At 47.7% G+C, this 22047-nt stretch carries 25 protein-coding genes; all 25 read right to left on the bottom strand.

The window, feature by feature from the left end; genetic code table 11:
* Positions 1–187: 187 nt before the first annotated feature.
* Positions 188–685, bottom strand: coding sequence for a phage holin family protein (locus AAIH57_RS11110; RefSeq protein ID WP_430021658.1), 498 nt, complete (start codon positions 683–685; stop codon positions 188–190).
* Positions 686–755: 70 nt separating this feature from the next.
* Positions 756–887, bottom strand: coding sequence for a CD1375 family protein (locus AAIH57_RS11105; RefSeq protein ID WP_430021657.1), 132 nt, complete (start codon positions 885–887; stop codon positions 756–758).
* Positions 888–1025: 138 nt separating this feature from the next.
* The gene (locus tag AAIH57_RS11100) at positions 1026–1430 is read right to left on the bottom strand and encodes a hypothetical protein (RefSeq protein WP_430021656.1); all 405 of its coding nucleotides are present in this window, start codon (positions 1428–1430) and stop codon (positions 1026–1028) included.
* An 18-nt stretch (positions 1431–1448) separates the two neighbouring features.
* Positions 1449–4796: a hypothetical protein gene (locus AAIH57_RS11095; RefSeq protein ID WP_430021655.1), complete on the bottom strand. Its 3348-nt coding sequence runs from the start codon at positions 4794–4796 to the stop codon at positions 1449–1451.
* A 1-nt stretch (position 4797) separates the two neighbouring features.
* Positions 4798–5343, bottom strand: coding sequence for a putative phage tail protein (locus AAIH57_RS11090; RefSeq protein ID WP_430021654.1), 546 nt, complete (start codon positions 5341–5343; stop codon positions 4798–4800).
* Complete coding sequence (locus tag AAIH57_RS11085) at positions 5340–6398, bottom strand: baseplate J/gp47 family protein (RefSeq protein ID WP_430021653.1); 1059 nt, start codon at positions 6396–6398, stop codon at positions 5340–5342. Before AAIH57_RS11085 ends, AAIH57_RS11090 begins: the two co-directional genes overlap by 4 nt.
* Positions 6391–6804, bottom strand: a complete 414-nt coding sequence (locus AAIH57_RS11080) for a DUF2634 domain-containing protein (protein WP_430021652.1) — start codon at positions 6802–6804, stop codon at positions 6391–6393. Before AAIH57_RS11080 ends, AAIH57_RS11085 begins: the two co-directional genes overlap by 8 nt.
* Positions 6801–7058, bottom strand: a complete 258-nt coding sequence (locus AAIH57_RS11075) for a DUF2577 family protein (RefSeq protein WP_430021651.1) — start codon at positions 7056–7058, stop codon at positions 6801–6803. Before AAIH57_RS11075 ends, AAIH57_RS11080 begins: the two co-directional genes overlap by 4 nt.
* A 6-nt stretch (positions 7059–7064) precedes the next feature.
* Entirely contained in the window at positions 7065–8075 is a 1011-nt protein-coding gene (locus tag AAIH57_RS11070) for an XkdQ/YqbQ family protein (protein WP_430021650.1), read from the bottom strand.
* A gap of 13 nt (positions 8076–8088) precedes the next feature.
* Positions 8089–8784 carry a LysM peptidoglycan-binding domain-containing protein gene (locus tag AAIH57_RS11065; protein ID WP_430021649.1) on the bottom strand — a complete coding sequence of 232 codons (696 nt, stop codon included), beginning with the start codon at positions 8782–8784 and terminating at the stop codon, positions 8089–8091.
* Positions 8785–10881, bottom strand: coding sequence for a hypothetical protein (locus tag AAIH57_RS11060; RefSeq protein WP_430021648.1), 2097 nt, complete (start codon positions 10879–10881; stop codon positions 8785–8787).
* A 201-nt stretch (positions 10882–11082) separates the two neighbouring features.
* Positions 11083–11505, bottom strand: a complete 423-nt coding sequence (locus tag AAIH57_RS11055) for a phage tail assembly chaperone (protein WP_430021647.1) — start codon at positions 11503–11505, stop codon at positions 11083–11085.
* A gap of 223 nt (positions 11506–11728) precedes the next feature.
* Positions 11729–12187 (bottom strand): phage tail tube protein, encoded by a 459-nt coding sequence (locus tag AAIH57_RS11050; protein WP_017690162.1) that lies wholly within the window; start codon positions 12185–12187, stop codon positions 11729–11731.
* 1 nt (position 12188) lies between these two features.
* Positions 12189–13505 (bottom strand): phage tail sheath family protein, encoded by a 1317-nt coding sequence (locus AAIH57_RS11045; protein WP_430021646.1) that lies wholly within the window; start codon positions 13503–13505, stop codon positions 12189–12191.
* Complete coding sequence (locus AAIH57_RS11040) at positions 13505–13741, bottom strand: hypothetical protein (protein ID WP_175398149.1); 237 nt, start codon at positions 13739–13741, stop codon at positions 13505–13507. Before AAIH57_RS11040 ends, AAIH57_RS11045 begins: the two co-directional genes overlap by 1 nt.
* Positions 13742–13762: 21 nt before the next feature.
* Positions 13763–14194 carry a phage tail terminator family protein gene (locus AAIH57_RS11035; RefSeq protein ID WP_175398148.1) on the bottom strand — a complete coding sequence of 144 codons (432 nt, stop codon included), beginning with the start codon at positions 14192–14194 and terminating at the stop codon, positions 13763–13765.
* Between the two features lie 143 nt (positions 14195–14337).
* Entirely contained in the window at positions 14338–15561 is a 1224-nt protein-coding gene (locus AAIH57_RS11030; RefSeq protein ID WP_175398147.1) for a tail fiber protein, read from the bottom strand.
* Positions 15561–16154: a YmfQ family protein gene (locus AAIH57_RS11025; RefSeq protein ID WP_175398146.1), complete on the bottom strand. Its 594-nt coding sequence runs from the start codon at positions 16152–16154 to the stop codon at positions 15561–15563. Before AAIH57_RS11025 ends, AAIH57_RS11030 begins: the two co-directional genes overlap by 1 nt.
* Positions 16147–17286: a baseplate J/gp47 family protein gene (locus AAIH57_RS11020; RefSeq protein ID WP_175398145.1), complete on the bottom strand. Its 1140-nt coding sequence runs from the start codon at positions 17284–17286 to the stop codon at positions 16147–16149. Before AAIH57_RS11020 ends, AAIH57_RS11025 begins: the two co-directional genes overlap by 8 nt.
* Before the next feature lie 4 nt (positions 17287–17290).
* On the bottom strand, positions 17291–17746 hold the full coding sequence (locus AAIH57_RS11015; protein WP_175398144.1) for a DUF2634 domain-containing protein: 456 nt from the start codon (positions 17744–17746) through the stop codon (positions 17291–17293).
* On the bottom strand, positions 17739–18149 hold the full coding sequence (locus tag AAIH57_RS11010; RefSeq protein ID WP_175398143.1) for a hypothetical protein: 411 nt from the start codon (positions 18147–18149) through the stop codon (positions 17739–17741). Before AAIH57_RS11010 ends, AAIH57_RS11015 begins: the two co-directional genes overlap by 8 nt.
* Positions 18142–19128: an XkdQ/YqbQ family protein gene (locus AAIH57_RS11005; protein WP_430021645.1), complete on the bottom strand. Its 987-nt coding sequence runs from the start codon at positions 19126–19128 to the stop codon at positions 18142–18144. Before AAIH57_RS11005 ends, AAIH57_RS11010 begins: the two co-directional genes overlap by 8 nt.
* Positions 19125–19754, bottom strand: a complete 630-nt coding sequence (locus tag AAIH57_RS11000; protein WP_430022123.1) for a LysM peptidoglycan-binding domain-containing protein — start codon at positions 19752–19754, stop codon at positions 19125–19127. Before AAIH57_RS11000 ends, AAIH57_RS11005 begins: the two co-directional genes overlap by 4 nt.
* 54 nt (positions 19755–19808) lie before the next feature.
* Positions 19809–21305, bottom strand: coding sequence for a hypothetical protein (locus AAIH57_RS10995; RefSeq protein WP_430021644.1), 1497 nt, complete (start codon positions 21303–21305; stop codon positions 19809–19811).
* 243 nt (positions 21306–21548) lie between these two features.
* Positions 21549–21983: a phage tail assembly chaperone gene (locus AAIH57_RS10990; protein WP_095288941.1), complete on the bottom strand. Its 435-nt coding sequence runs from the start codon at positions 21981–21983 to the stop codon at positions 21549–21551.
* Positions 21984–22047: the final 64 nt, after the last annotated feature.

Here is a 22047-nt window from a genome sequence, read left to right as displayed (position 1 = left end):
ATCGCTGTTGTCTCCAAATTTTTATGATTCATTATTTAAAGGGTAAAATTCAGAGACAAAGGCGACCGCTACCGCTTCTTCAGAATCGATTCCGTCTCTTTCACTACTTGTAGCTAGTGGCACATACTTTCGACTCAGTAGTGCTCTATCTCTTGTCACAGGGCGCATTGGAATGAATGCTGAGTCCTTACTTCGTGTCATCCCTAATATGTTGATCCACGTCCTTATGCTCTGACTGTACAAAAGAATTTCTGGAATCAGGAGTATAGTTACCGGGAATCCCCCCGTCTCCTCCCTTGCCCTTGAGCACCTCAATCGCCTGCCGGATCGCAGGAGGAATCGGTGCTCCCAGTTTGCCCCCATTTTCAATAATGGATAACAGCTCATTTGCGATATAAAAAAAGGCGACCGCATCCCTGAACAAATGTCCGTCTCCCAGAACACCGTCCACCAGATGAGCCACCGATACCATTGCAAATATAAATACCTTTCGCGCGATGCCGAACATCCCGACATTGCTTTCAAGCTTACCACTCGCCCCCGCGGCAGCTATGCCGGTTAGGTAGTCCAAGATGACGAATACGAGTAGTACCCCGAGCACGCCTGACCATCCGCCGAAGAAGTAGGTTGCTGAGCTGCTTAGCAGAGCGATAAAAGATTTCCATATGGTGTCCCATTTTTCCATGGTTTCACCTCCTTCGATTTTGGTAATGCAGGGAAGGCATAAAAATAGCGCTCCATATTTGGAACGCTTATCAGACATTGTTTTTGCTTCGTTCGGTTTCTGCTGCTGCAATAGCTTCGGCTACCTTCGACCGACTCGATGCAGGAACAGCATCAATAGTTATTACACCTTTTTGGATCAATGCAACGTAAACTGCTAACATAGTCTCACCCCCTCTCATGAGTGCAATTCCCCACCTGATTGGCAGCTTCGCAAGCTTATTCTTTCATTTGCCGTTTCTTCTAGTGCTTGTTCCACTTAGACATCTTCGGCAGGAGCTTCTAACGTAGGTGCCACTTCTTCAGGTGGCATCAAACTCAGCATCATAGCATGTAGCTCCATGAGCGCGTTTGATTGAGTGTACTTTCTTAGCCAGTTGTTCGCTTCTTTGTTTCACTTGTGTACTTTTGGCCGGACGCGGTTCTTGCGGTACCTCTGGTTCGTTAGAATCCGGGTACATAAACAAAGGTTCTAACGTTTCCAAATCAATACGAGCAATACGTCCACCTATTTCTCGATCTTGCTCATGTTCCTTGTATTCAAATTGAATCATACCTACGGTATCAGGAACGCGCTCAGCAAGTGCAATATACGCAGCAAAGTCTTGCTCTGTAGTCGTTTCTACGACTACTCCCGAACGTTCTCCAACTTCTTGGATGACGATGCCTGTCTCTTTGCCATAATAAATTCTTGCGCCAATCTCCATAACTGCTCTCATCTCCTTTTATCCGTAAGCGTGCCAGCGGAATTCCCTATTCGTCCCGTATACGCCCAACCTAAATCCACCGTCAACCACATAAGAGTTAACTCCATCGACTTTAGAGTTAGCGTAATTCAAGCCGCCTATAAAATAGGTTTGTTTTCCATCAGGGCTTAGACCACTGGATGACGGGAATGTTGTCACGAACCCATAAGACTGATTAGCCACAGATTCTATAACAATTCTATTCGGCTTAAACCCCAATCCTGTTACGATTACAATGGCTGTGGAGTAAGTTTGTCCGTCATAAGCATTAATCGTAAAGACGCCTGCTCCCGTCGTCACCAAACCTGTTGCATATTTTGGCCCTGTTTCAATTCCCCTTACCTTTGTTTCAAGCGTAGGCCACGTATCATTCGCGGATGCACTTCCACCCTTGGCGTTAATGGCACCCACGATACGATTTTTCGCATCAACGCCAGATTGCTTTACCAATTCGTTTTGTTCGTAAAGCGCTCTGATATCTCTATCCATAGAATAAGGGACATCCTGAATCGTTTCTGTTAAGCTGATTCGAGAGAATCCTTTCGTTGCATAGTTGACGTTAGATAGTACAAGCCGTAATTTAACGGACGTCACTCCTGCGGGGATTGCGATAAACATTGATTTTCTATGCCACCATTTCGCTGGGTCAGCGCTTAAATATGCGATATTCACGTCAACCGCCGGGTTGCCGTCCTTAACTTCAATGCGCACGGATGCATTTGAATTCGACCCTGCGGTATGGAACATTCCTTGCAATAAATATGTTCCTCCCGGCGTAACTCCGATATTTTCACTGTCCAAAACGGCGTATTGTTGCGCGCTTATCGCGTTTACTACGCCAAAAAAACTACCAACCGTTGGATTACCTTCGTATGACAAGAACGGCACATCACCATGATTAGTCCAATACGTAAGACCCATTTGTCCGGTGGAATTTTTAACGAGGTTTGCATTAACGATTTCAGACGGTTTACGGAAATTGGAATCTGCGTAATTCTTAGCATCGTTGAGTCCTTGAGCAACCAACACGTTAGCTTTTCCGATAACAGAAGGTACTGCGGTATTAACGTCCTTCAAATCTTTAATCAAAGAATCGAGTAATGCCTTTTCCGTCTCATCTATCGTTCCGATGAATGAAGCAATCGGAGACGTGTCCAGCATAAAGTACGTTACCGTGTAAGTGGCTGATCGATCATATTGAGATAGTTTAATATCCGCGTATTCTTCGCCGCCGCCATTAATGCCCGCGCTCGGTTTAATGGCCCAATTATTATCCTCTATACCATTCTTGTATATTGTTCGGAGTTTCCTCACCTTAGCTTTTAGCCCTGTCCCCGGATAGTTTGGCGAACTCGGGGCATTAATACCCGCTTGATCAATACCAGAATTGGCGTAAGGATTAACCTTTTCACGCAACACGATACCCGTTCCGACTTCAACTTGGTTATTGCCTTCAATTAACGTTAATTGTCCTTCTGACGTGATCGGCTCGACAGTTGGCGTTGCAAGTTGATATATGAGTTGGTATGGCGTATACGTATCTTTGTTGGCTGTAGTAGTCGGCACTGTCGCGGTGACTCTGTATGCCGCATCAAAGGTATCCAACAAGCGAGAGATTGGATACCAATACTTTGTTCCAGTACCGTCATATGTGGTTGATCTATCGGAAGCATACATTTTCCATCCCATGAAATACGCCTTAATCTCGTCAGCTGTCGGTGTGTATGCGTCTCCCCATCCGCTGTCTGCGTTAGGAACGGATAAGTAAAGATTCCCCCCACCGATGCCGTTATTTTGATCTGCGCCGTCTATTTGTCCGTCTTGCTTTGTAAGAGTTAATGAACCGTTGTATTTAGTGATGATCGCACTACGAGCAACGAAATTGGTTGTTAAATTTAAGCAGGCTATTCCCTTGTACCCAGCAGAGGAGGATGAAGCACTATAAGACCAATTAATGCCGCCGTCCAAAACAACCTTCTTCCATTTCGCCAGCTTGAAATATTGCCCGTCTTTCTTGAACACTTCGTCAGCATTCGCCCCGGTTAATGGATCAGCGTATAGATCCGTTTGCAATGCGAGCATAGCGTCCTCACGTGGTTTGAACGTTTTGGCTGTCGTGCCGAGCGTGAGCATCCAATTTTTAATGTTGAACGTTCCAGCCACTGAATCGTTAAACAAGTAAATGCGGATAATGGTTACACCAGACGGAACGACGAAAGTAGTTTCTGATCCGGTAAATTTATCCCGACTACCAATCATTTCACCTGTCGAGGTCGCGGAATCCCATGTTTTATAGTAATCCCATTGAATTTTATTCGCGTCTGTTTCAGCATTAAGGGAATACGTTTTCCCCGGAATAACGTTCAATACGTATGAATAAAATCGAGCTACTGGATCAGGTGAAATAATCGTTACATCATATGGCCCATTTATTGTCGAGTATGCAGCACTGCCAGTTTGATCCGCCCACTCGTAAACCGGAGGTAACAAATTCTCTCCGTAACGAATCGCATACGGATTTCGCACGGGTTGATCGCTATCAACGTATGGATACTTAGCGCTAACTTGTTCCGGCGTCAAGTTGTCGAGTGCAGCGTATTCGGTGGCGCTGATTTCATAGAGACGTAAATCGTCAAAATACCCGTATTGGCTCTCGGGACCCACTACCGCCATATCCATATTCCCGGACGTTACACTTGAAAGCTGTTTCTTTGTCCATAACGTCGTAAATTTATCTGAGGCCTTGACTGCTGGAGAATATGGACCAGCAAATTCGCCGCCAAATCCGATTTGGAGACCTTCTACCGCATTCCCATTTTTTGCTTCTGCTATCAAAACGTAATAGCTGCCTGCTTTAAGATCCAGTTTAGGCACATAAGCGATTCCAGCAGACTCACTTGAGGCACTGGAACCATTCGTAACTTTAAGCCCACTAGAGCCTGACGTCTTATTCGCAGTATCCAACAAGGTTGTGACGCGACTAGAAGCGATACCTGTTAAACTCTCCATGCCACCTGCACGCCCCAACAAGTTCACCAGCGTACGGCCCTTTAAACCTTCCAACTTAAACGCCGAGGTACGTTCAGCATTAATAACTTGTAATCCTGGCTCCAGTGTCACGGATCTACGCTTTTCCGTATCAAGTCGCTCTTGGATGTTACTAACCTGCGCAGCCGTCTCTTCGGCCTTCTCCCTTACCTGCTCTGCAAAACCATCAACCTTCTCCCAGTTCTGGTCCAAATATTTGTCCAGATCGAAATAGGTTGTCGATGGCGAGCTGCGGTCAATTTTATTTAGCCCGAGATTTGGGGTTTTCGGTTCATTCATTCTAAGCTCCACCTCCTGAAAATTTATCCTGCCGGGTCTGTTCGATCTCAGCCAACGTCATGCTCTCCACTTCGTCAATCGTCAAATACCGGAGTCGATATTCCACAGTCATATGTGCCGGTTTGATATCCTCAATCGCTGCCTTCAGATCGTCCAAGTTGGGCGGCAATCCCCATGTGTCTATGAAGCGAATTCGAATCAGATATTCCTCGGGTGATACGGACACATCAATTCCGCCACTTTCATACGCCTGTGCCACATTTTTGAGCATGGAGCCGGAAACTTTACCGCTCCCTCTCATTTTGGAAATAATCACAGATCTGCGCTGATCTTCCGGCTTGGCTGGATTCGTTGGAATTTGCAAGTCGCGCTCATACCGTTCCAATGCCCATGTTGCAGACTCCGGGTAGAACTGGTCCAATACGCCTTCCAATCCCGCCGCAAGCTTATCCAACTCTTCGCCTTCGATCTCCGTAAGCAACTGCATTTCCAGCACATTTTCATACAACGGGGGTAAAAGGGACATCAACACCTCAGCTTTACTCATGTGACCTTCACCGTCCCGAGAACGGCTACTGCACCGGGTGCAATCTCCAGATTGGACATGCCGCCATTCACCAACAGATCGCTATAATCGATCACAGGCGGTATATCCAGAATGACATTGGCAATTCGTGTCCATCGAACCAATGGATCTGCAAATGCCAGCTCTTTCAGATAGGTAGTAACGCCCTCTTCAATGAGCGTTTTAACACCCTCATACGTTGAGCCTGAGGCTAGTGTGACCTGCACCTCCACATCAATGGGTACTTCTTCAGCCCCCACCACCGTAACAACGGGTCCAATTGGAGCCGCACCTTCGCCCATCCCATCCTGGGTTGGATCGATATATTCCTGTACCGCGTGAATCACCGCCTCGGCGGGTGCATGCATCTCATTGTTTAACAGCGCCACTTTTACCGTGCCCGGACCGTCCCACAGTGGAAAAGCCTTCGCTTTGCCAACGCCTGAGTTTTCCCGTGCCCACAATTCATATTGATATTTATTGGCACTCGTTACCGGACGGGAGACTTTGTCCTGATATCGGTCATAGAGAGCCTGATCTGTTTCCTCATCTTCACCAGGAACAAGCAGCTGGGTCAGTTCCGCTGATGTCAGGCCAGCTATATAATCGATGGGCAGCAGCGCGCCAGTATATTCATTACCTTCCGCTCCAGCGACTTCACATTCCAGCACATATTGCCCTGCCGCTATTCGTTCGATAGCCCAGTACACCCGATCTCCTGTGGAAAAACGACTCTCCAAAGGAACTTCAACGGGTTTACCCGCGTTATCTTTGAAGCTGCCGACCCAACGCGCCTTCGTCGCCGCTTTCCTAGTAATGCCAGACCAGGCCACCGCGCGATCCAAATACTCCCCGGAAGCGGTGTCCGCAAATTTCAGATTGGCGTTAATATCCAGCTCAATATACATCTGAGCCATTTCCACAGCGGCTGGAGCAAGCGCATCATAGATAATGCTGCCTTCACGTTTATCCACATCATCCGGCACCCTGTCCAGCATTCGATCTAAAATGACTTCAAACGTCTGCTCTTCATACATTCATATTCACCTCCGTCTCTCCCCTGAAGCTACCAAAATCCGTTTCTACGGTAAAAGACACCCGTACCCCATCTGCCTCGTGGACAAAATCAAACTCCGTTACATCTGAAATACGATCATCCGGAAGCAGCGCTTCCCGAATCCAGCGTTCCAGTTCCGATTCCACCATGGATCTTCCGGCCATACCCTCCCAGTACCATTCCATGCCGTAATCCGATGAGTAGATCAGATGCTCATAGCGACGAGTGGACAATGCCTTGTACACGGCTTGCTTTACTGCCTCTTTACCGTCCAGTTGCAGCCTTCCAATGCGCTCCCCAAAAGGTTGAAGCACATAAGTCAGACTTGGAAGCACAGCCGCTTCTTCTTGATCTTCCGCTCTCATTTGTGCGCCTTGTGGAATCATGGCTTCACCAGTCTATCCAGCACAACAAAGCTGTCCCCACCTTGCACCCGGAGCAGCAGGACATGATCACCAACAGTCCAATTCTTCCTCGCTGCGGATTCCGGAACCACCAGAAAAGGCTCAGCCAATGTCAGCCGTTGTTCAACGGTAATCTCCAAGGGCTGTGTCCTCGTCACTGTTCCGTACATGACCTGAACGGGGGCTTTGGCATCCACGGCGGCTACAGCCGCCTTTTTAATTACATCCAGCATCATTAATTGTTACACCACCTTCAAATCCAGCGACATCGTGTGCACGCCTCCCTGTACCTTGTGCGTACATTCGTCTACCAGGAAATATTGATTAATCTTCAGTTCCTCAATCTGAATATTGACATAACTGCCTGCCCTGACTTTGAAATCGCCTAACGCATCCACTTTCAACGTCTGCGTCTCGCGGTTACGCAGCGTCATCAGGGTTTTCAGCATGGCGTCAATCTGGCCTTCATTCAGGCCATCGTCCGCTTTTTGGTACAAAAAAAGCAGCCCCCATTGACGGATGCTGCCTGAGTCCTGATGGACGAACGTTTCTCTTTTTCCCGTATCCTTGTTGTCCCGATACAGCTTGATCTTGTTATACGTCTGGTCGTCAATCGACCGGGTATAGCTGTAATCCGTAAGCAGACTGCTATCTCCAATAACAAAGCCGTACGGCATCTCTTCCACATCCCGAAGCACCAACTTGCCAAAGTCGTCGTAAAAGATATAGTTTTTCCCGCCATAAATCAGCGTCCTATCCAGTGCCTCACAGATCATGTCGATCAGCTTCTTGTTATCAAATAACATACGCGGAATGACGTATTTCGGCTGAATCAGATCACCCATCTTCAACTGGAAGTCTGTTGCAATTCGTCTGATCACATCCGCAGCGGTTGCGTTAACGAACTGGTACGTCTGGTTCGCGGTCAGATAGCGAGTCTGGTCGTAGGCTTTGATTTTGACACTTTCATCCTTGCCGCTGTCCACCGAGAAGATATACCCGTAAAATATCCCCACTTCGTTACTGACATACTTCACGACGTATCCATTCTCATATGTGAACTTCGAATTCTGGAACAAGCTCCCCTTGATCAGCGTGAATTCCAGAGAGGATGGCTTGCCAATGCGGGAGGTTTTGTAGGTAATTTCGCCAGCAATCTCACTAATATCCCAGATGTTACCCAGCTTATCATCCAGCCATAATTGCTCCTTCAACTTTCCCTGCTTGTTATCCAAACTGATCTGCTGCTGCATGTTCCCTCTCCTTTCACGGTAGCTTGATCACCAGTCCAATGGGGAGCTTCTTCAGTTGTGCATCTTTGATGCCGTTCAGTTTCTGCAGCTCTTTCCAGCGAGATCCATCTCCCAAATGGGCTTTGGCAACAGACCACAAGGAATCTCCTGCTTTGAGTGTGACGGTCTTGGCCTGGATTTTTTCATTGGGCCGGGAGGATTTAGTTTTTGTTTTCGAAACAGCAGTGTCCTTATTGTCCTTGAGTGGCACTACTTTTTTGGCGGCATAGAAAACGAACTGCTTCAGCTTGATATCATACTGGATATCGCCTACCGTACCCGCTGACTCCTTCCAGTCGAAGCTCTCAATGGAAACGGCCATATTAATGGTGTACCTTGCACTGGAAAAGAAAAGCCTGACGGGTCTGCCTGTCTGCATCCAGCGAATAATCTTTTTCACATATTCATACGGATCACGGTAATATTCCTTCTGTACTGCTGGATGACTTGCATCGTAATTCAGATGATACGGGCTGTAGTCTGCCGGAAAAATTCCGCTGAAACTAACTTCACGCAGCTTGGGCGACTTGATCACGTTAATTTCACCCAAAGCGCTCACGTTAAACGTACTACCGTCTCCCGAATCCGAAAACTCAATGCTCTCTGGTGTCACCGGGAAAAACATGTATTCAGAGCGGTTATTAAAGCTTAGTTGAATATAATATTCCACTTATCCATACACCCCCTGAGCACTGGAGACGATCTGACTGTTCAGTCCATCGGTGATTTTGCTAATGATGCTGTCAACGTCATGTCCGCTGTTGATATCTCCTGTGGTAACCTGAACGGTTGGTGTCAGACTGACGAATCGCTGAATAGCCTGCATCTCAGCAAGCTCACGCATCAATTTCAGATCTTCACTGGTTACATCCACCGTACCATCCACGTCACCAATTTTATCTACCTGTCCGATATTGTTGATTTTGTTAATGTTGCTCATGTTGTTATTGGGGACCATAGCGGGAGCAGGTGTAGTTGGAATGGTTGGCATGGAAGGTGTTTTGGGTGTATAACCCTGACCAAATTTCCCAGGTAATTTTTCTGAACTACTGGAGAATTTATTTGTTGTTTTATCTACCAAATCATGTCCTTCATCAAAGCCCATATCAAATGCGCCTTTATAGTCCGCTGAGGCATCCGCCCTCCACAAATCTACGACATCCTTTTGACTTTCAGGTGCACTCGCCTGCAGATCATTCATCAAACCTTGTATTTTGTTGCTCATGGAATGAACATTAGAGTTTGTGACGAGCTCAATACCTCCCCAATCTGTACCAAAAATCTTATTCAGGTAAGGTATCAGTTTGTTTATACCCTCAATGACCCAGTTAATCTGATCTTTGAATCCTGCTGCAAAGTCTTCAATGCCCTTTGTGATATTAAATAGAATCTGTAATGCAATTAACCCCATGTCGACGAATAATTTTCGAATTGCATAGACCGGATCTCTGACTAAATTAACGAAAAATTCAGCCCATGACATAACAACGTTGAGAATAGATGCGAAAATCGATTTCACGTGTTCATACACCATATAGAAATAACCGACAATTGCCCCAACCATATCTCCAGCTGTAACACCGCATAATTGTAGTATATAGATGAGCAATGCAATTGCAGCAATCACAAGTAAAACAGGCCAGTTAGCTACCAGCCATGCTGCTGCGAGCGAATATACTTCGGCTATCACAATGCCAAGCGAAACAATTATATTGTAGAGCAGCACCATCGCGATAGCGGTCAATATAGGGGCAATGATATTCCAGTTTTCTTGCACGACTGTAGCAAAATTGATGAACCCATCCACAATAAAAGCGACCACCTGAGCGATGATTGCAAATGCCCCACTAATCCATTCAATAAGACCACTGAACTGACCTGAGCTTATTGCTTCATTTAGCCGATCAAGTACCGGAGATAGTGCTTCCAACGCTTTCGTGCCGATTTCAGATAATATCCCATTGAACTGGTTCACAAGAGCCGTCCATTTCTGTAATGGAGAATCAAGCATCGTATCAAAGGCCTGTTGGGTATAACCTTGCATTTCAAGAACCGTTTGCAAACCCTGAATGAAGCCGTCGAGATCTTTGGCTTGAATAAATTCACCCAATCCCGCTCCGTTCAATGCACCTTCTGGAATGTTAAATTGATTCGCCAGATCTGTGTTTTTCCCGTTCATGGCACTAACAATTGCTTTTGACGCATCTGATAGGCTTTTACCATCCGGTGACAACATGGTTAAACGTTGGGTCAACTCATTGAGCTGATCTACCTGCCCTGTGTTCTGCGCCAAAGGCAAGAAGCCTAGAGAAGATTTGAGTGAATCATTGACATCTTGGCCGCTTTTAGAGGCTTGATCTCGAAACTTATTGTATATTCCTTCCCCGAGCACCGGATCTTCAGCAGCAACCATGTAACGGTGCTTGAAGTCTTCTTCCTCAGCAGCCGCTTTTAACACAACGCTTCCAGCCGACTTTAACATTTGCAGCCATTTGGAGAGCTTGCTCAGATTATCTCCCAGAGCATCGCTCGTATCATCAGCTGCATCCTCCAGCTCTTCCATCAAATTAATGGTTACATTCAGCTGCTGGTTGACTTGATTAAAGTGATTGGATATGTTCGTCTGGTTAAATTGATTCATACTAATCCGGTTAATCTGGTTGAAATTGTTTAAAATTTCGGTTGTTTTTACCTGGACCAGATTCAAGTTGTTGATCAGATTATTCATGGATGGAGGATTGATTACATCGATCCTTGTTTCGGACATTCATTTCTCCCTCCTTTCCCCTTTATTTTTTCCTCGCACGGTTCTTGGACCGCTCTTTCTTCTCTTCTTCCACGCGGATGGAGATCATGGCATATATCGCCGCACGTTCACGCATAGAGAGTGCCATCAGCTCATGCGGGAGAATGTTCAATTCATGGAGAGCGTAATAAGCCAGATTGGCTTCCGAATCGCCCTCTTTAATTAGTTTTTTACGTCATCCACCAGTTCGTTCATATCCTGATTGAAGCCGTTCAGCTTCTGGACCTGTTCGCCGAGTGCAGCAAATTCCCCAGGTAGCAGCATTTTTCGCAAAAGCGACTCAGCCCCCATCACGCCATATGAGCGCTGAAGCTCGGCATTTTTCAAATCGGGATAGACTACGCTGGCGCTCATCAGGCGAGCCATATAATCGTTGGCATCAATGTCGGGGGTGTAGACACCGTTCTTGCCCTTGATTTTGCGAGTTGCAGCCTTGCGGCATTCCTGGTTCTCGTCCTCGGTCATGCTGCGCAGTTTCCAGGCAACCGGTTGACCCTTCTCATCCTTAAAACGGGGAGATACGATAAACTCCTCTGTTGTATCCGACGCTGCATTTTGTGCAAAAAACATACTCAATCCACTCATTGTTCGTTCCTCCTCTTAAAGTTAGGCTCCCCACCGCAAGAAGCAGCGAAGAGCATGTGTAATGTACTGTTGATGTAATGCTCCTCCGAAGAGAGATTGCATAAGAATTTGGAAACGCCAAATAGCCCGTAACACAGGCAAGTTGAACAGGTTTCTTTTACAAACCCGCCGCTAAAGTTGAACTCGTTTTAGATCTACGGCTAATATCTTTGCCATTTCATGATTACTTCGGAAGATTAAATGACACAGGCATATCGACATCTTCAAAGGTAAAGCTCACTTCTTCCTCCAGTGCCTCTGCCTCGGTGTCCAAAGATGCCATGATCACACTGTCGAGGTTGACGCCTTTGAGAGTCACGGTTTGTTTGCCAATGGTAGACGAAGGGTCTTCGTTCGTCACTTCAATGTCGAAGTAGGTGTCCACACCATTCTGCATGTACTGGAGCATCAGCTCGCGAAAACGGGATGTCGTATAAAAGATTGTCATGGAACCTGAGCCGGACCAACCGGTTGCTTTGTGCTGTACACCGCGGCGGCCCAGTGTTTTGACCTCTGCCTTTTGTTTCTCCACGGTTGCTTCGAGTGTCTTCACGTAGAACATTTCTTCCGTCTGTCCGTTAATGGTTGCATATGCGCGGCCTTCCTGGCCGGAGATCGTATCGCTTGCTTTCAAAAATGCCATCTTAAACCACCTTCACTTTCATGTATACTTTTTCAACGGAATCTACTGGTTGGACCTGAACCTCGATCAGGATGCTGTCGGTTTCATTCCCTGGAGTCACAGTGATATCTGTGTTGGAGTCAAAATTTTGAATTGCCCCGATATCCTGTAACTGCTTCAGGTAGGTAACACATTGGGAACGAAACAGGCTGCGCCCATCTTCGTTGTTGTTCACTTTGCCGATGTAATAGGACTCAAAGATGCGTTTCATGTCATTGGCAATGCCATCGAGTACACGGACAACACGGTTTTTGGCAAAATGACGTGCTTTATCCGGCGTTACCGAACGGAACGTGTTCACATCCTGCTCTACAACTGCCCGGTTACTGCTCGCTGTAAAGACAAACTCACCATTACGCAAGGCTGCTTCTGTCTCGCTGTGTGTCAATCGGCCGTTAACATCAACGGCATCGTCATAGGCACGGAACGTAAGAGATTCATTTAGATTAGCTCCAGCTGTTGCGCCAGCTGTCCATGCTACGGTTTGTTTAGGAGTTAGGACGGTACCGTCTGCGAGCACAACGCCATTTTTGACGCTAATTACACCTTCGTGATCCGCAGCTAGATAATCTGCCAGCACTAGCTGTACCTTCTTGCCCTCGGTATCGCGCAGCCGCTTGATGTATGCAGTGTACACAGATTTGAGGGTAGCATCGTCTGAGATCAGACCCACAGTGTTGAAATCCAGCACTTCCAGCTTGGTTAGGAAATCTGCATGCTCCTGGTTCGTTGCTGTGCCATCCAATCCGCCTGTTAGTGGAAGTGAAGCTGTTGTTGTAAGGGCACCTTCGCCAGTAAATGTAACGTATGCATTGGGTTTCAACTCTTCAATGGTGGACACCATTTGTTTATCCACTTCTTTAGTTGAAAGTAGCGTCGTAACATCGAACTGGTCCGGTTCATTGATATTGGCTGAGATCACAACTGCCAGATCATTACCCCGCACGCCGCCGTGTTGGGCTGTAACCGTTAGTTCTTCCAGCGTGGCCTTAGCCTGTGTCCCTGCATTTAAACGATATAGTAATAATGTTTGTGCCCGTTTCAATGCCTCTCGAATCAGCAGCAGTTGAGGTGCCGTCCAGTCATAGCCCAATTTGGCTTGTACATCTTCACCTGCCTGTATGGTCAGGATCGTACCTGCTTCTCCCCATGACAATGGAAGCGCCAAAGCCACTGTTCCTCGCTCTCCTACCGTACCCGGCAGCGAGCCCTCCGATGCAAAATTCATATATACGCCGGGGCGTACCTTGTTTTGTGTTGTCCATGTTCCTCCAGCCATTATTGTGCCTCCTCATTCATAAATTGTTGGATGTGTTGCTGCGCTTCTTCTACTGTGTATGTCACATTCTCCCGCAGTACGGCTGCCAGAATGTCTTTCTCTATCCGGCTCAACTGCCGGGATTCAGCGAACTGTGCTTTGCTGTATTTCTGGTTGTTTTTCTGTTTGGTTTCCGAGAGCTTACTTTCAGGTTCTTTCTTCGTAAACATCGCAAATACGCCTCCCATTCCTTTCATGGATATCTCCTCGTTTGGTTGTTATTCGTTAGCTGCTTTAAGTGCGGTATGTCGCTGTTCCAGATGTTGCATGGTAGTACCGGACTCTGATACTTTGGTGGTTCGCATGGTATAGTACACCAGTAATCGCGGATTGTCGTTCTCCGTCTCCCACCGCAGTTCCGTTGCGCGATAGGGTGTTCCCTCTACACTGATCGTTTCCAGTGCTTCAAATAACTCGTCCGGCAGGGTTGCTGGGATATTGTCTGCTTCGAGCCAGCGGATTTCATATGCATGGGATTGCACGAAGCGATCGCTGCGTTCCCGAGTAAGTTGGGCTGACAGTAGGCGGTAGGTGATGCCTTTGGAGTCTGGGTTGGGGCTGATGCTGCCAGTTGCCGGATGGATTGGGATGTTAGGGAAATGCTGCGCTAATGTAGTTGCGATGGCTGTGGTTAGTTGGTTTGTGGTCATGGTTCACCTCCTTTTTTAGTGGTGAAATCTAAGCTAGACTATCCGGTCAAACAGAGACTGCTTCTGAAGAAGAATATATACGTTTAAGCATGTCTTATAAAAGATATAATCAGCTCCACCAGGTAAAATTTAAAGCACTTTCTTTATACTGACACTATAGTAGTACTACTACTATAATAGTGAATTCCAGTACCTTGACCTCCTGCCCAGGCACCGTCAGTTATATTAGATTTTGTGATATACAGTGCCAGTTCCAACTCACCGTCCACGTTGAAGCCTGGTGGGATATTAATAGCAGTGTATGGTTTGTTTCTAGTTGAGTTGCCGTTTTGGTAAGATACATATTTAATAGAACCGCTACAACCAACGTTCTTTCTCGTCGAATCCAAAAATAAACTAGTCAAAGTTGCACCTATATCAAAATTGTACCAGCTATAATTGTCGTTGTTTATATTACCACCTGATATACTCAGAAGACTGATTCTGTTAGCATTAGTATCGAATAGGCATATATCCATACTTGCTGCATATTGATTTACTCTCGTTGGAGTATAGCTGTTTCCGAAATTGATTGAACCTGTAATCATTGTAATCAGCTTTGTTCCGGCAGGAAATTTCGCAAATGAAGTCCATTTAGTCCCCTCATAAGATGTTCCTATCGTTACATCGCTCTGACTGTTGGTGATATTTAAGTTTTGGTATCGTCCTTGTTGTATCTTCGCTACATTACTCGCCATCGTTGCAAATTGTGCGTCTGCCGCTGTTGGTACTCCCTTGCCAGTAATCGCAGCGGCAATTGATGCTTTCCCGTTACTGACAGATTGCTTTAAATCAGCGACACTCGTGACCCCATTCACATCCCGAAAGATAATATTTCCACCACGTTCGTTAGAGATTGTAAAATCTGAAGCTGCTGGGGCTGTGCCGCTGCCAAATCCTATATAAGCCTTTCTTCCAGCCGTTTTCCCTTCAGGATAGTAACCCATGTAGACATGATTAGTAGTAGGAGTTGATACAAGGTTGAGCGGTCCTGCTAATCCAGAACCAACATCCCCACCTGCTATTGGCAAACTCGAATTCTTCGCATTCGTCTCAGCCGCCACCCTCGCATCCCTTACCGCCTTCTCAGTTGCCGCCACCGTCTCGGACGTGCCATCCGTCTTGCTAGACAACTGCACCTTCCCTTTCTGCGTCAAAGACGCATCAGGAATATCCATCTGGCTGACTGCTTCGCGAAGCGTATCCAAATCTGCCTGTGTCGCAACACCTCTATCAATTTTCTCAAAAATCCCATTAATACTCTCCCGGGTTACGGTCTCGTTCCCCAAGGGAAGAGGCAATTTCAGTCGATCCGTTTCTTGTGGCATTACGCCCACACCTCCAGTTCATTCCACGTCAAGGACGCAGCGTCTAGTTCATCCCAAGTTACCTGTTTCCTATCCAAATCGTCCCACACCAGATAGCGATATTCATACTCCACAGCCATATGAGCCGGTTTCAGTTCATCAATCGCGCGTTTGAGATCATCGATATTGGGCGGGATACCCATCGTATCCACAAAGCTCACCGTAAAGCTCCACGCCTCCGGTTGAAACGTCACGTCCACCTTGCCTCCAGCATATGCCTCAGCCACATTTGCAACCAGCCTGCCGGAAAATGTCCCGGCACCGCGTAGCTTCGACTCCACCACGGCACGTCGTTGCTCCACGGGTTTGAGTCGATCCGTCTCAAGGCCAAGTTCCTGCTCCCAGAAATCCAATCCCCACGTCGCCGTACGGACAAAAAACTGATCCAATGTCTCATCCAGCGCCTGATACAGCAGATCCATCTCAGTACCTTTGGACTGCATATCGGCCTGCATAACACGTGAAGTCTCATAATAACTCGGCAAATACGAGAACAGCTCTTTCCCCTTCGGGCTTGAGATTGTAGAAGCCACAACCCCCGGCAGACTACTCATGGACATCCACCGTCCCCAGTACCGCCACCTGACTCGCGGTCATCTCGATATTCTGGTCGCTTACGCCGTTTACGGTTAGCTCCGAATAGTCGATAATCGGGGGAATGTCCAGCAGGATCGCGGCAATACGGGTGTATCGCACGAGCGGATCGGCAAAAGCGAGCTGCTTCAAATACGCGATCACCCCGCGTTCGATCAATGCTCGGACATCCGCCAAGGTTGCATCACTCGCCAGCGTCAACTTCACCTCAATGTTCATGGGCACTTCCTCGGCTGGCATGACCGACACCACCGGACCTGCCGGAGCAACGCCTTCACCTTGACCATCCTGCGTCGGGTCCACATACTTCTGCACGGCCGCCACCAGATCGCTGCCTGCAGCACGTTTGTCCGTATCCAGCAGATACAGTCCTACCGTGCCCGGCCCCTTCCATAACGGAATTACACGTGTCGCGCCAACACCTGGCACTTCGCTGGCCCACTGCACATACTGTGCCTTGTTGCCGCTTGTCCCCTGGTTGCGGACTTTGGCATAAAAGCGTTCCAGCAGCGCCGTATCTGCCTCGATATCCGCACCGCCTTTGATAACGTCCGCGTTCACCACAGACGTCACGCCACTTACCGGTGTAGACAGCACGGTTAACGTGCCTGCCGGCACATTGCTTTCTTTTCCGGCAACGAGCGCCCGCACACCAACCACACCGAATCCATCTTCACCAAGCTCTACGCTCCCAACGGTCTCGTATTCGAGCGAAGCTTCGCCAGATACCTCATCCGCGAGCGTAGCCACAACTGTACCCTCTGGCACCACTTTCCCCGGTGTACCCGTGAACCTCACCGTGCCTTGTGCCGCTACCGCGGCCCGCCGCGTAATACCATGCTCTCCCGCCCGCAGATCCAGCTCTTCCGAACGAAAATTAGGATCGCTGCTCGCAGCCGTACTGGCAAACCCTCGCCGAAGCAGCTCCTGCGCCCATAACGCCGCCTCGGATAGCATAAACGCAACCGGAGCCTCCGCATCCCACAGAAACGATCCCTCCGACTTATCCAGATCCGCGGGCAGACGATCCAGCATGCGCTGCATAATCTGTTCCTCCGTCTGGTCCTCCAAATAACGCGGAATCTCAGCCATCCCGTCAGATCACCTCACTTTCCAGAATAAACATCTCTTCCTGCACACTCGCCACCCAGCACGAGAACATGCACTGCTCCCGATTCCAATCGAACGTGAACTGGTCTACCGAATCCGTGCGTGGATCAGCCAGCAGCGTCTCCGTCACCATTCGGGTAATCTCACTTTCCATCACACCCCGGCTGTCCCCTTGACCCACCAACTCTTCCAGCTCCGAGCCATAGTTCCGGGAGTAAATCACATGTCTGTACCGCGGCGTTTTCACCGCCTTGATGCACCACTGCACCCAGGCTTCCTGCGGACCTGCCGCAGCCACTTTGCCACTTGGGGTCACCACAAAATCCCCCGCATCGTAATCGAATCGCCAGCTCCGTCCAAAGCGTACCTCTTCCGAAGTCGCACCCGACAGGTCCTCTTCATCTCCCCAGACCACACCCGTTTCCGGGAACAAACTAGGCATTCGCACTCACCACCTTACACAGCACCACAATGTCGTTACCGCCATTCACCCGCATCGCCAGCACACGGTCCCCAGCCTTCAGGCCTTTCCCCAGAGACCACACCGCTTCTTCCACTTCCCCTTCTTGCAAAAGAAACCTTCCCGTGCCAGTCGTTCCGCCATTCGCCACGTCAGATATTCCGGAGATCGCGCCAGCAGCCTCGCGCTCCGGCAATCCAAGCGTGCCCGGCAGCTCGGCCACGAGATAATCCTTCACTTCGTGCTTAAAATCATCCAGCTTCACGCCGGACGATGTCATTGTACCCAGCACCGCTCCCATGCCGCTTACGGCCTGACGGGTATGCGTACTCATCGCACCCCGCATGACCTCGGCAAAATGCCCATACGGATCTTCCTTATTCAAGGTAATACCTCCTTTTCACCAGCTCCGCCGTGCCCAGCTCCAGCGTCATCGTACCAGGCCCGGCCGATAGGTCTCGGCTGACGGACATGACGATCAGCTTCAGGCCTTTGAGCAGTACCGCATCTCCAGCACGAATCGTATTCACATCCGGTGCCGAAACGGTAAAGGTCTCCTGAATGCCTGTCAGACGGCTCTTCGCCAGCTTCTTGGCCGCTGTCGCCGTTTTCACCTGATCGTCCTCGATCAGCTTCTGCAATGTTCCCAGTTCCTCCACGCCCTCCTGCTCAATCGCCAGCACTTTCGATGGAACTTCCTTGCCGCTACTGGATTCTGACGCAGCCATGACTTTTACTTTGGTGACCGCGCCTTCCAGCGTACGCATCTGGGTCAGATCGATCAGCCGATCCAGCTCGTACACCTTCGCATTACTGCCTATCTTGAAGAGCTGCAGCCCTCCCGGCGTCATCCGGGGATGATACATGTCTCCGCCAGACTTCGCGGTTTCCTTCAGATCGGCAAACATCATCGAAAAGATGGTCTGCGACCGGTACACCGCTTTGCCCAGCTTCGTTTTGGTGTCTGGCAAGGTTCCATATGGAATCTTCCACTCCTTGGCGTACGTTTTGAGCCGCTGCGTGGCCGTTTGGTCTTTGGGCAGGAGAAACTCGTCTTCCGATTTTTCCAGATAGATCATCCGGTCGTACACCGTGAGAGACAACCGTTTGGTGCCGCTATTCGAGCTCTCCACCTCCCAGATGACCGCAGGATGCAGCAGATGAACCATGGTTTTTTCGCCAAAAGGAACCCCGCTGATCCGCACCGCCATCCCTGGTGTTATCGCAGGCAAACCGGAAGATGCAGACACCGCCAGCCGGATGTTGGCCTGATACGCAATCTGGTCCATCGAGTCCTTCAGCGTAATCGTCTCCACCAGCTTGGTGATGTCATATTTGTCGTCCACAATGACCTTGTAGGTCATGGCATCACCAGCTTTTGCCCGGGTTTGATCCGGTTTGGATCACTGCCGATGGTTTTCATATTGAGCTTGTAGATCTCGTTCCATTTGGAACTGCTGCCCAGCTCAAGCTTTGCAATTTTGGACAGCGAATCACCGGATTTAACAGTGTACGTCTTACTGCTTTTTTTCAGATCGGTACGAGAACCCGACTTGCTTCCTGATGTTGCCGCACCAACCTTCTCCACTTTGGAATCCCGCCAGGTGCGCAGCGTAATGTCAAAATAAATGTCCCCACTCTCGCCGCCCCGAAAGGTCGTATTGTGCGAGATGAGATACACCGGTACGTTCACCCCTGTGTTGGAAATGATGAAACGAAGTGGTTTTTTGGATACCAGAAACGTATTCAGGATATTCATCGCCACCCGCGGATCGGGTACAGGCTCGTACATGCAATAGGACGCGTCATATTCTTTTGGAAAAAAAGAAGAGAAGGTGATCTCCTTCACCTTCTCTCCCTGTGCAAAATCAAACTCGCCATACTCTAGCATATTGATCGTTTCAAATCCTTTGGACCTTGAAATTGTCAGCTCCTCCGGCTTCACCGGGAATTTGAACGATGTCGTCCCGTCCTTCAGGGTGAATTCCATTTGGATTCCTTCCACGTTGTCTTTAATTACACTCATAACAGGCCTCCTTTCTGTTTAGGCCATAATGGTTTTACGGTTTTCCATGGCTTTTCGTAATTCCTTCACAAACTGGTTACTGATTTGATTTACCAGATCGTTATAATCCATCTTATGATTACTATTAGATATCTGAATTGCACCATTTGGCAAACTAACATGAATTTGATTGGATAAGGATTTCTTTGTTGAGGAAGATACCATACTTTTCATTTTGGCTTTATCAAGGTCCATATTTGGGGTTGGTTTTACGCTGCTAGTTTTTTCCTTTTTAATGGGCCACCAACTTTTAGGCCAGATATTAGTTAAAGCCTTGCCGCCCCATTCTCCTAGTTTTTCTCCCCCCTTATCTCCCAAGAATGCTCCAGTACCAACAAATATAGGGATAGCTGGCTGCGCACCTGGAATGAGCCCTCCTGCCCAACCAAATAGAGTACCTAAGGCTGCAGATCCTACTTTACTCCCAATAAATTTACTTACTTCGATCATTTTCTCTTCTGGTGTAGGAGCCTGTACAACCTTATTTATACTTCCTACAAAATCTAAAATCTTAAATGCGTTATTTCCTACTTTTCTCACACGCTTAGTCCATGGATGATCCCACATATCCTGCATTTTGTAACTTAATCCATAGCCAAAATTTTTAAGACCCTCCATTACTTTTTGGCCATACTCTTTACCTTTGATAATCCAATCAGATATCTCAAAGAATTGTTTGATTTTTTCTTTAGAATTTTCATACCACTCTTTAACTGCCACGCCTTTAGAATTTATCCAACTTTTAGAATTGTTGAGTATACTCCGCCCACCATTAATTGCGCCATAGTACATAGAAGCAACACCCTTTTTTGCTTGGGTATACTTATCCGCTGTCCATAATTTAGCTCCCTGCATCTTCGACCACGCTGCGTTCTTAATCCATTTGTAATTGTTAGAGGTCCATGAAACTGCTCCGTTATACTTATCCGTTGTCCACGATTTAGCTCCCTGCATCTTCGACCATGCTGCGTTCTTGATCCATTTGTAATTGTTAGAGGTCCATGAAACTGCTCCGTTATACTTATCCGCTGTCCACGATCCAGCTCCCTGCATCTTTGACCATGTTGCGTTCTTGGCCCATTTATAATTGTTGGAAACCCATGAAGCTGTACCGTCTTTTGCCCAGTTGTACTTATCTGCTGTCCATGAGTTGAAGCCTTTTAAACTTGAGAGGAAGCCATCCCCTATTTGATTTAATTTATCGGATGTATTTTTTTTAAGTTTTTCTGTCCATTTCTCCTTGGGAGAATCAAAAGAATTGTAACCTTTGTGATAGGACTTCTGGTTTGCTGCGGTCATCACCAAGGAACCGATTCGCTGGATGTAGTTATTTAAATTTTTATTACGTTTCAACAAGTTAGGTTGTCTAAAATTATTATTAGAATTAACTTTTTTATTTTTCGAAACAATATTTTGAATCAATTTTATTGCTGGTGAACTAAAAGAATGTTTCTGTTTCTTTTTAGTTTTGTTCAAATAGACATTCATCCTATTAGAATTAAACGCTCTAAGGGCCTTATCCATAAATTTACTTATCAATCATACCCCCCCTATCAATCAAACATCTAAATTACTCTTCTAAACTGTTTTCAAGTTCCTCTTCCGAGAACGCAATCAACAGCGAGCGCTCGCCTCGCGGCAAAGACCAAAACTCTCCGGGACGAAGATGGTGACGAACCCACATGTGATACAGGAACGTGGTCATCCCGCCGGAGTGAATCAGTTTTTTAGGTCTTCAATCTCCACACCGAAGCCGGACAGCTCCAGCACCTTGTCGCCTACGGCATCCAATTCACCTGCAAGCAACATACGGCGAACAGCCTGTTCCCCACCGGACAGCTTCATGCGGCCGGTGATACGGTTATCTCCCCAACCAGATAGTTCTAGGCCGCGGACATTCATTTTTACCGTTGCTTCGGAAATCAGCAGTGCGTTAAACGTTTCGGTGTCCACCTTTTCCTCGGTGCGGCCTTTCGTCGTTTTGCGAATCGTGCAGCGCTCACGGATCTGATCCACTTTGGAGGACGTCAGTCCACGCAGGGTCAGCAGCAGATCCAGACGCTGAATGCGCACATTCTCCTCCGGCAAACGTTCTGCTGCTTCAAACAGCTGGTCCAAAATCTGTTCTTCGGACATGTTTTCATTCATACTCATAGGGCGAAATCTCCTTCTCATCTCACAATTGGATAACTCATTTCAACAATTAGGGACAACAAAT

This window comes from Paenibacillus sp. MABNR03 (genome assembly GCF_050455445.1).
Taxonomy (GTDB): domain Bacteria; phylum Bacillota; class Bacilli; order Paenibacillales; family Paenibacillaceae; genus Paenibacillus; species Paenibacillus xylanilyticus.
Note: the sequence above shows the minus strand (reverse complement) of the source record. Positions and strands in the feature narration are given on the sequence as shown.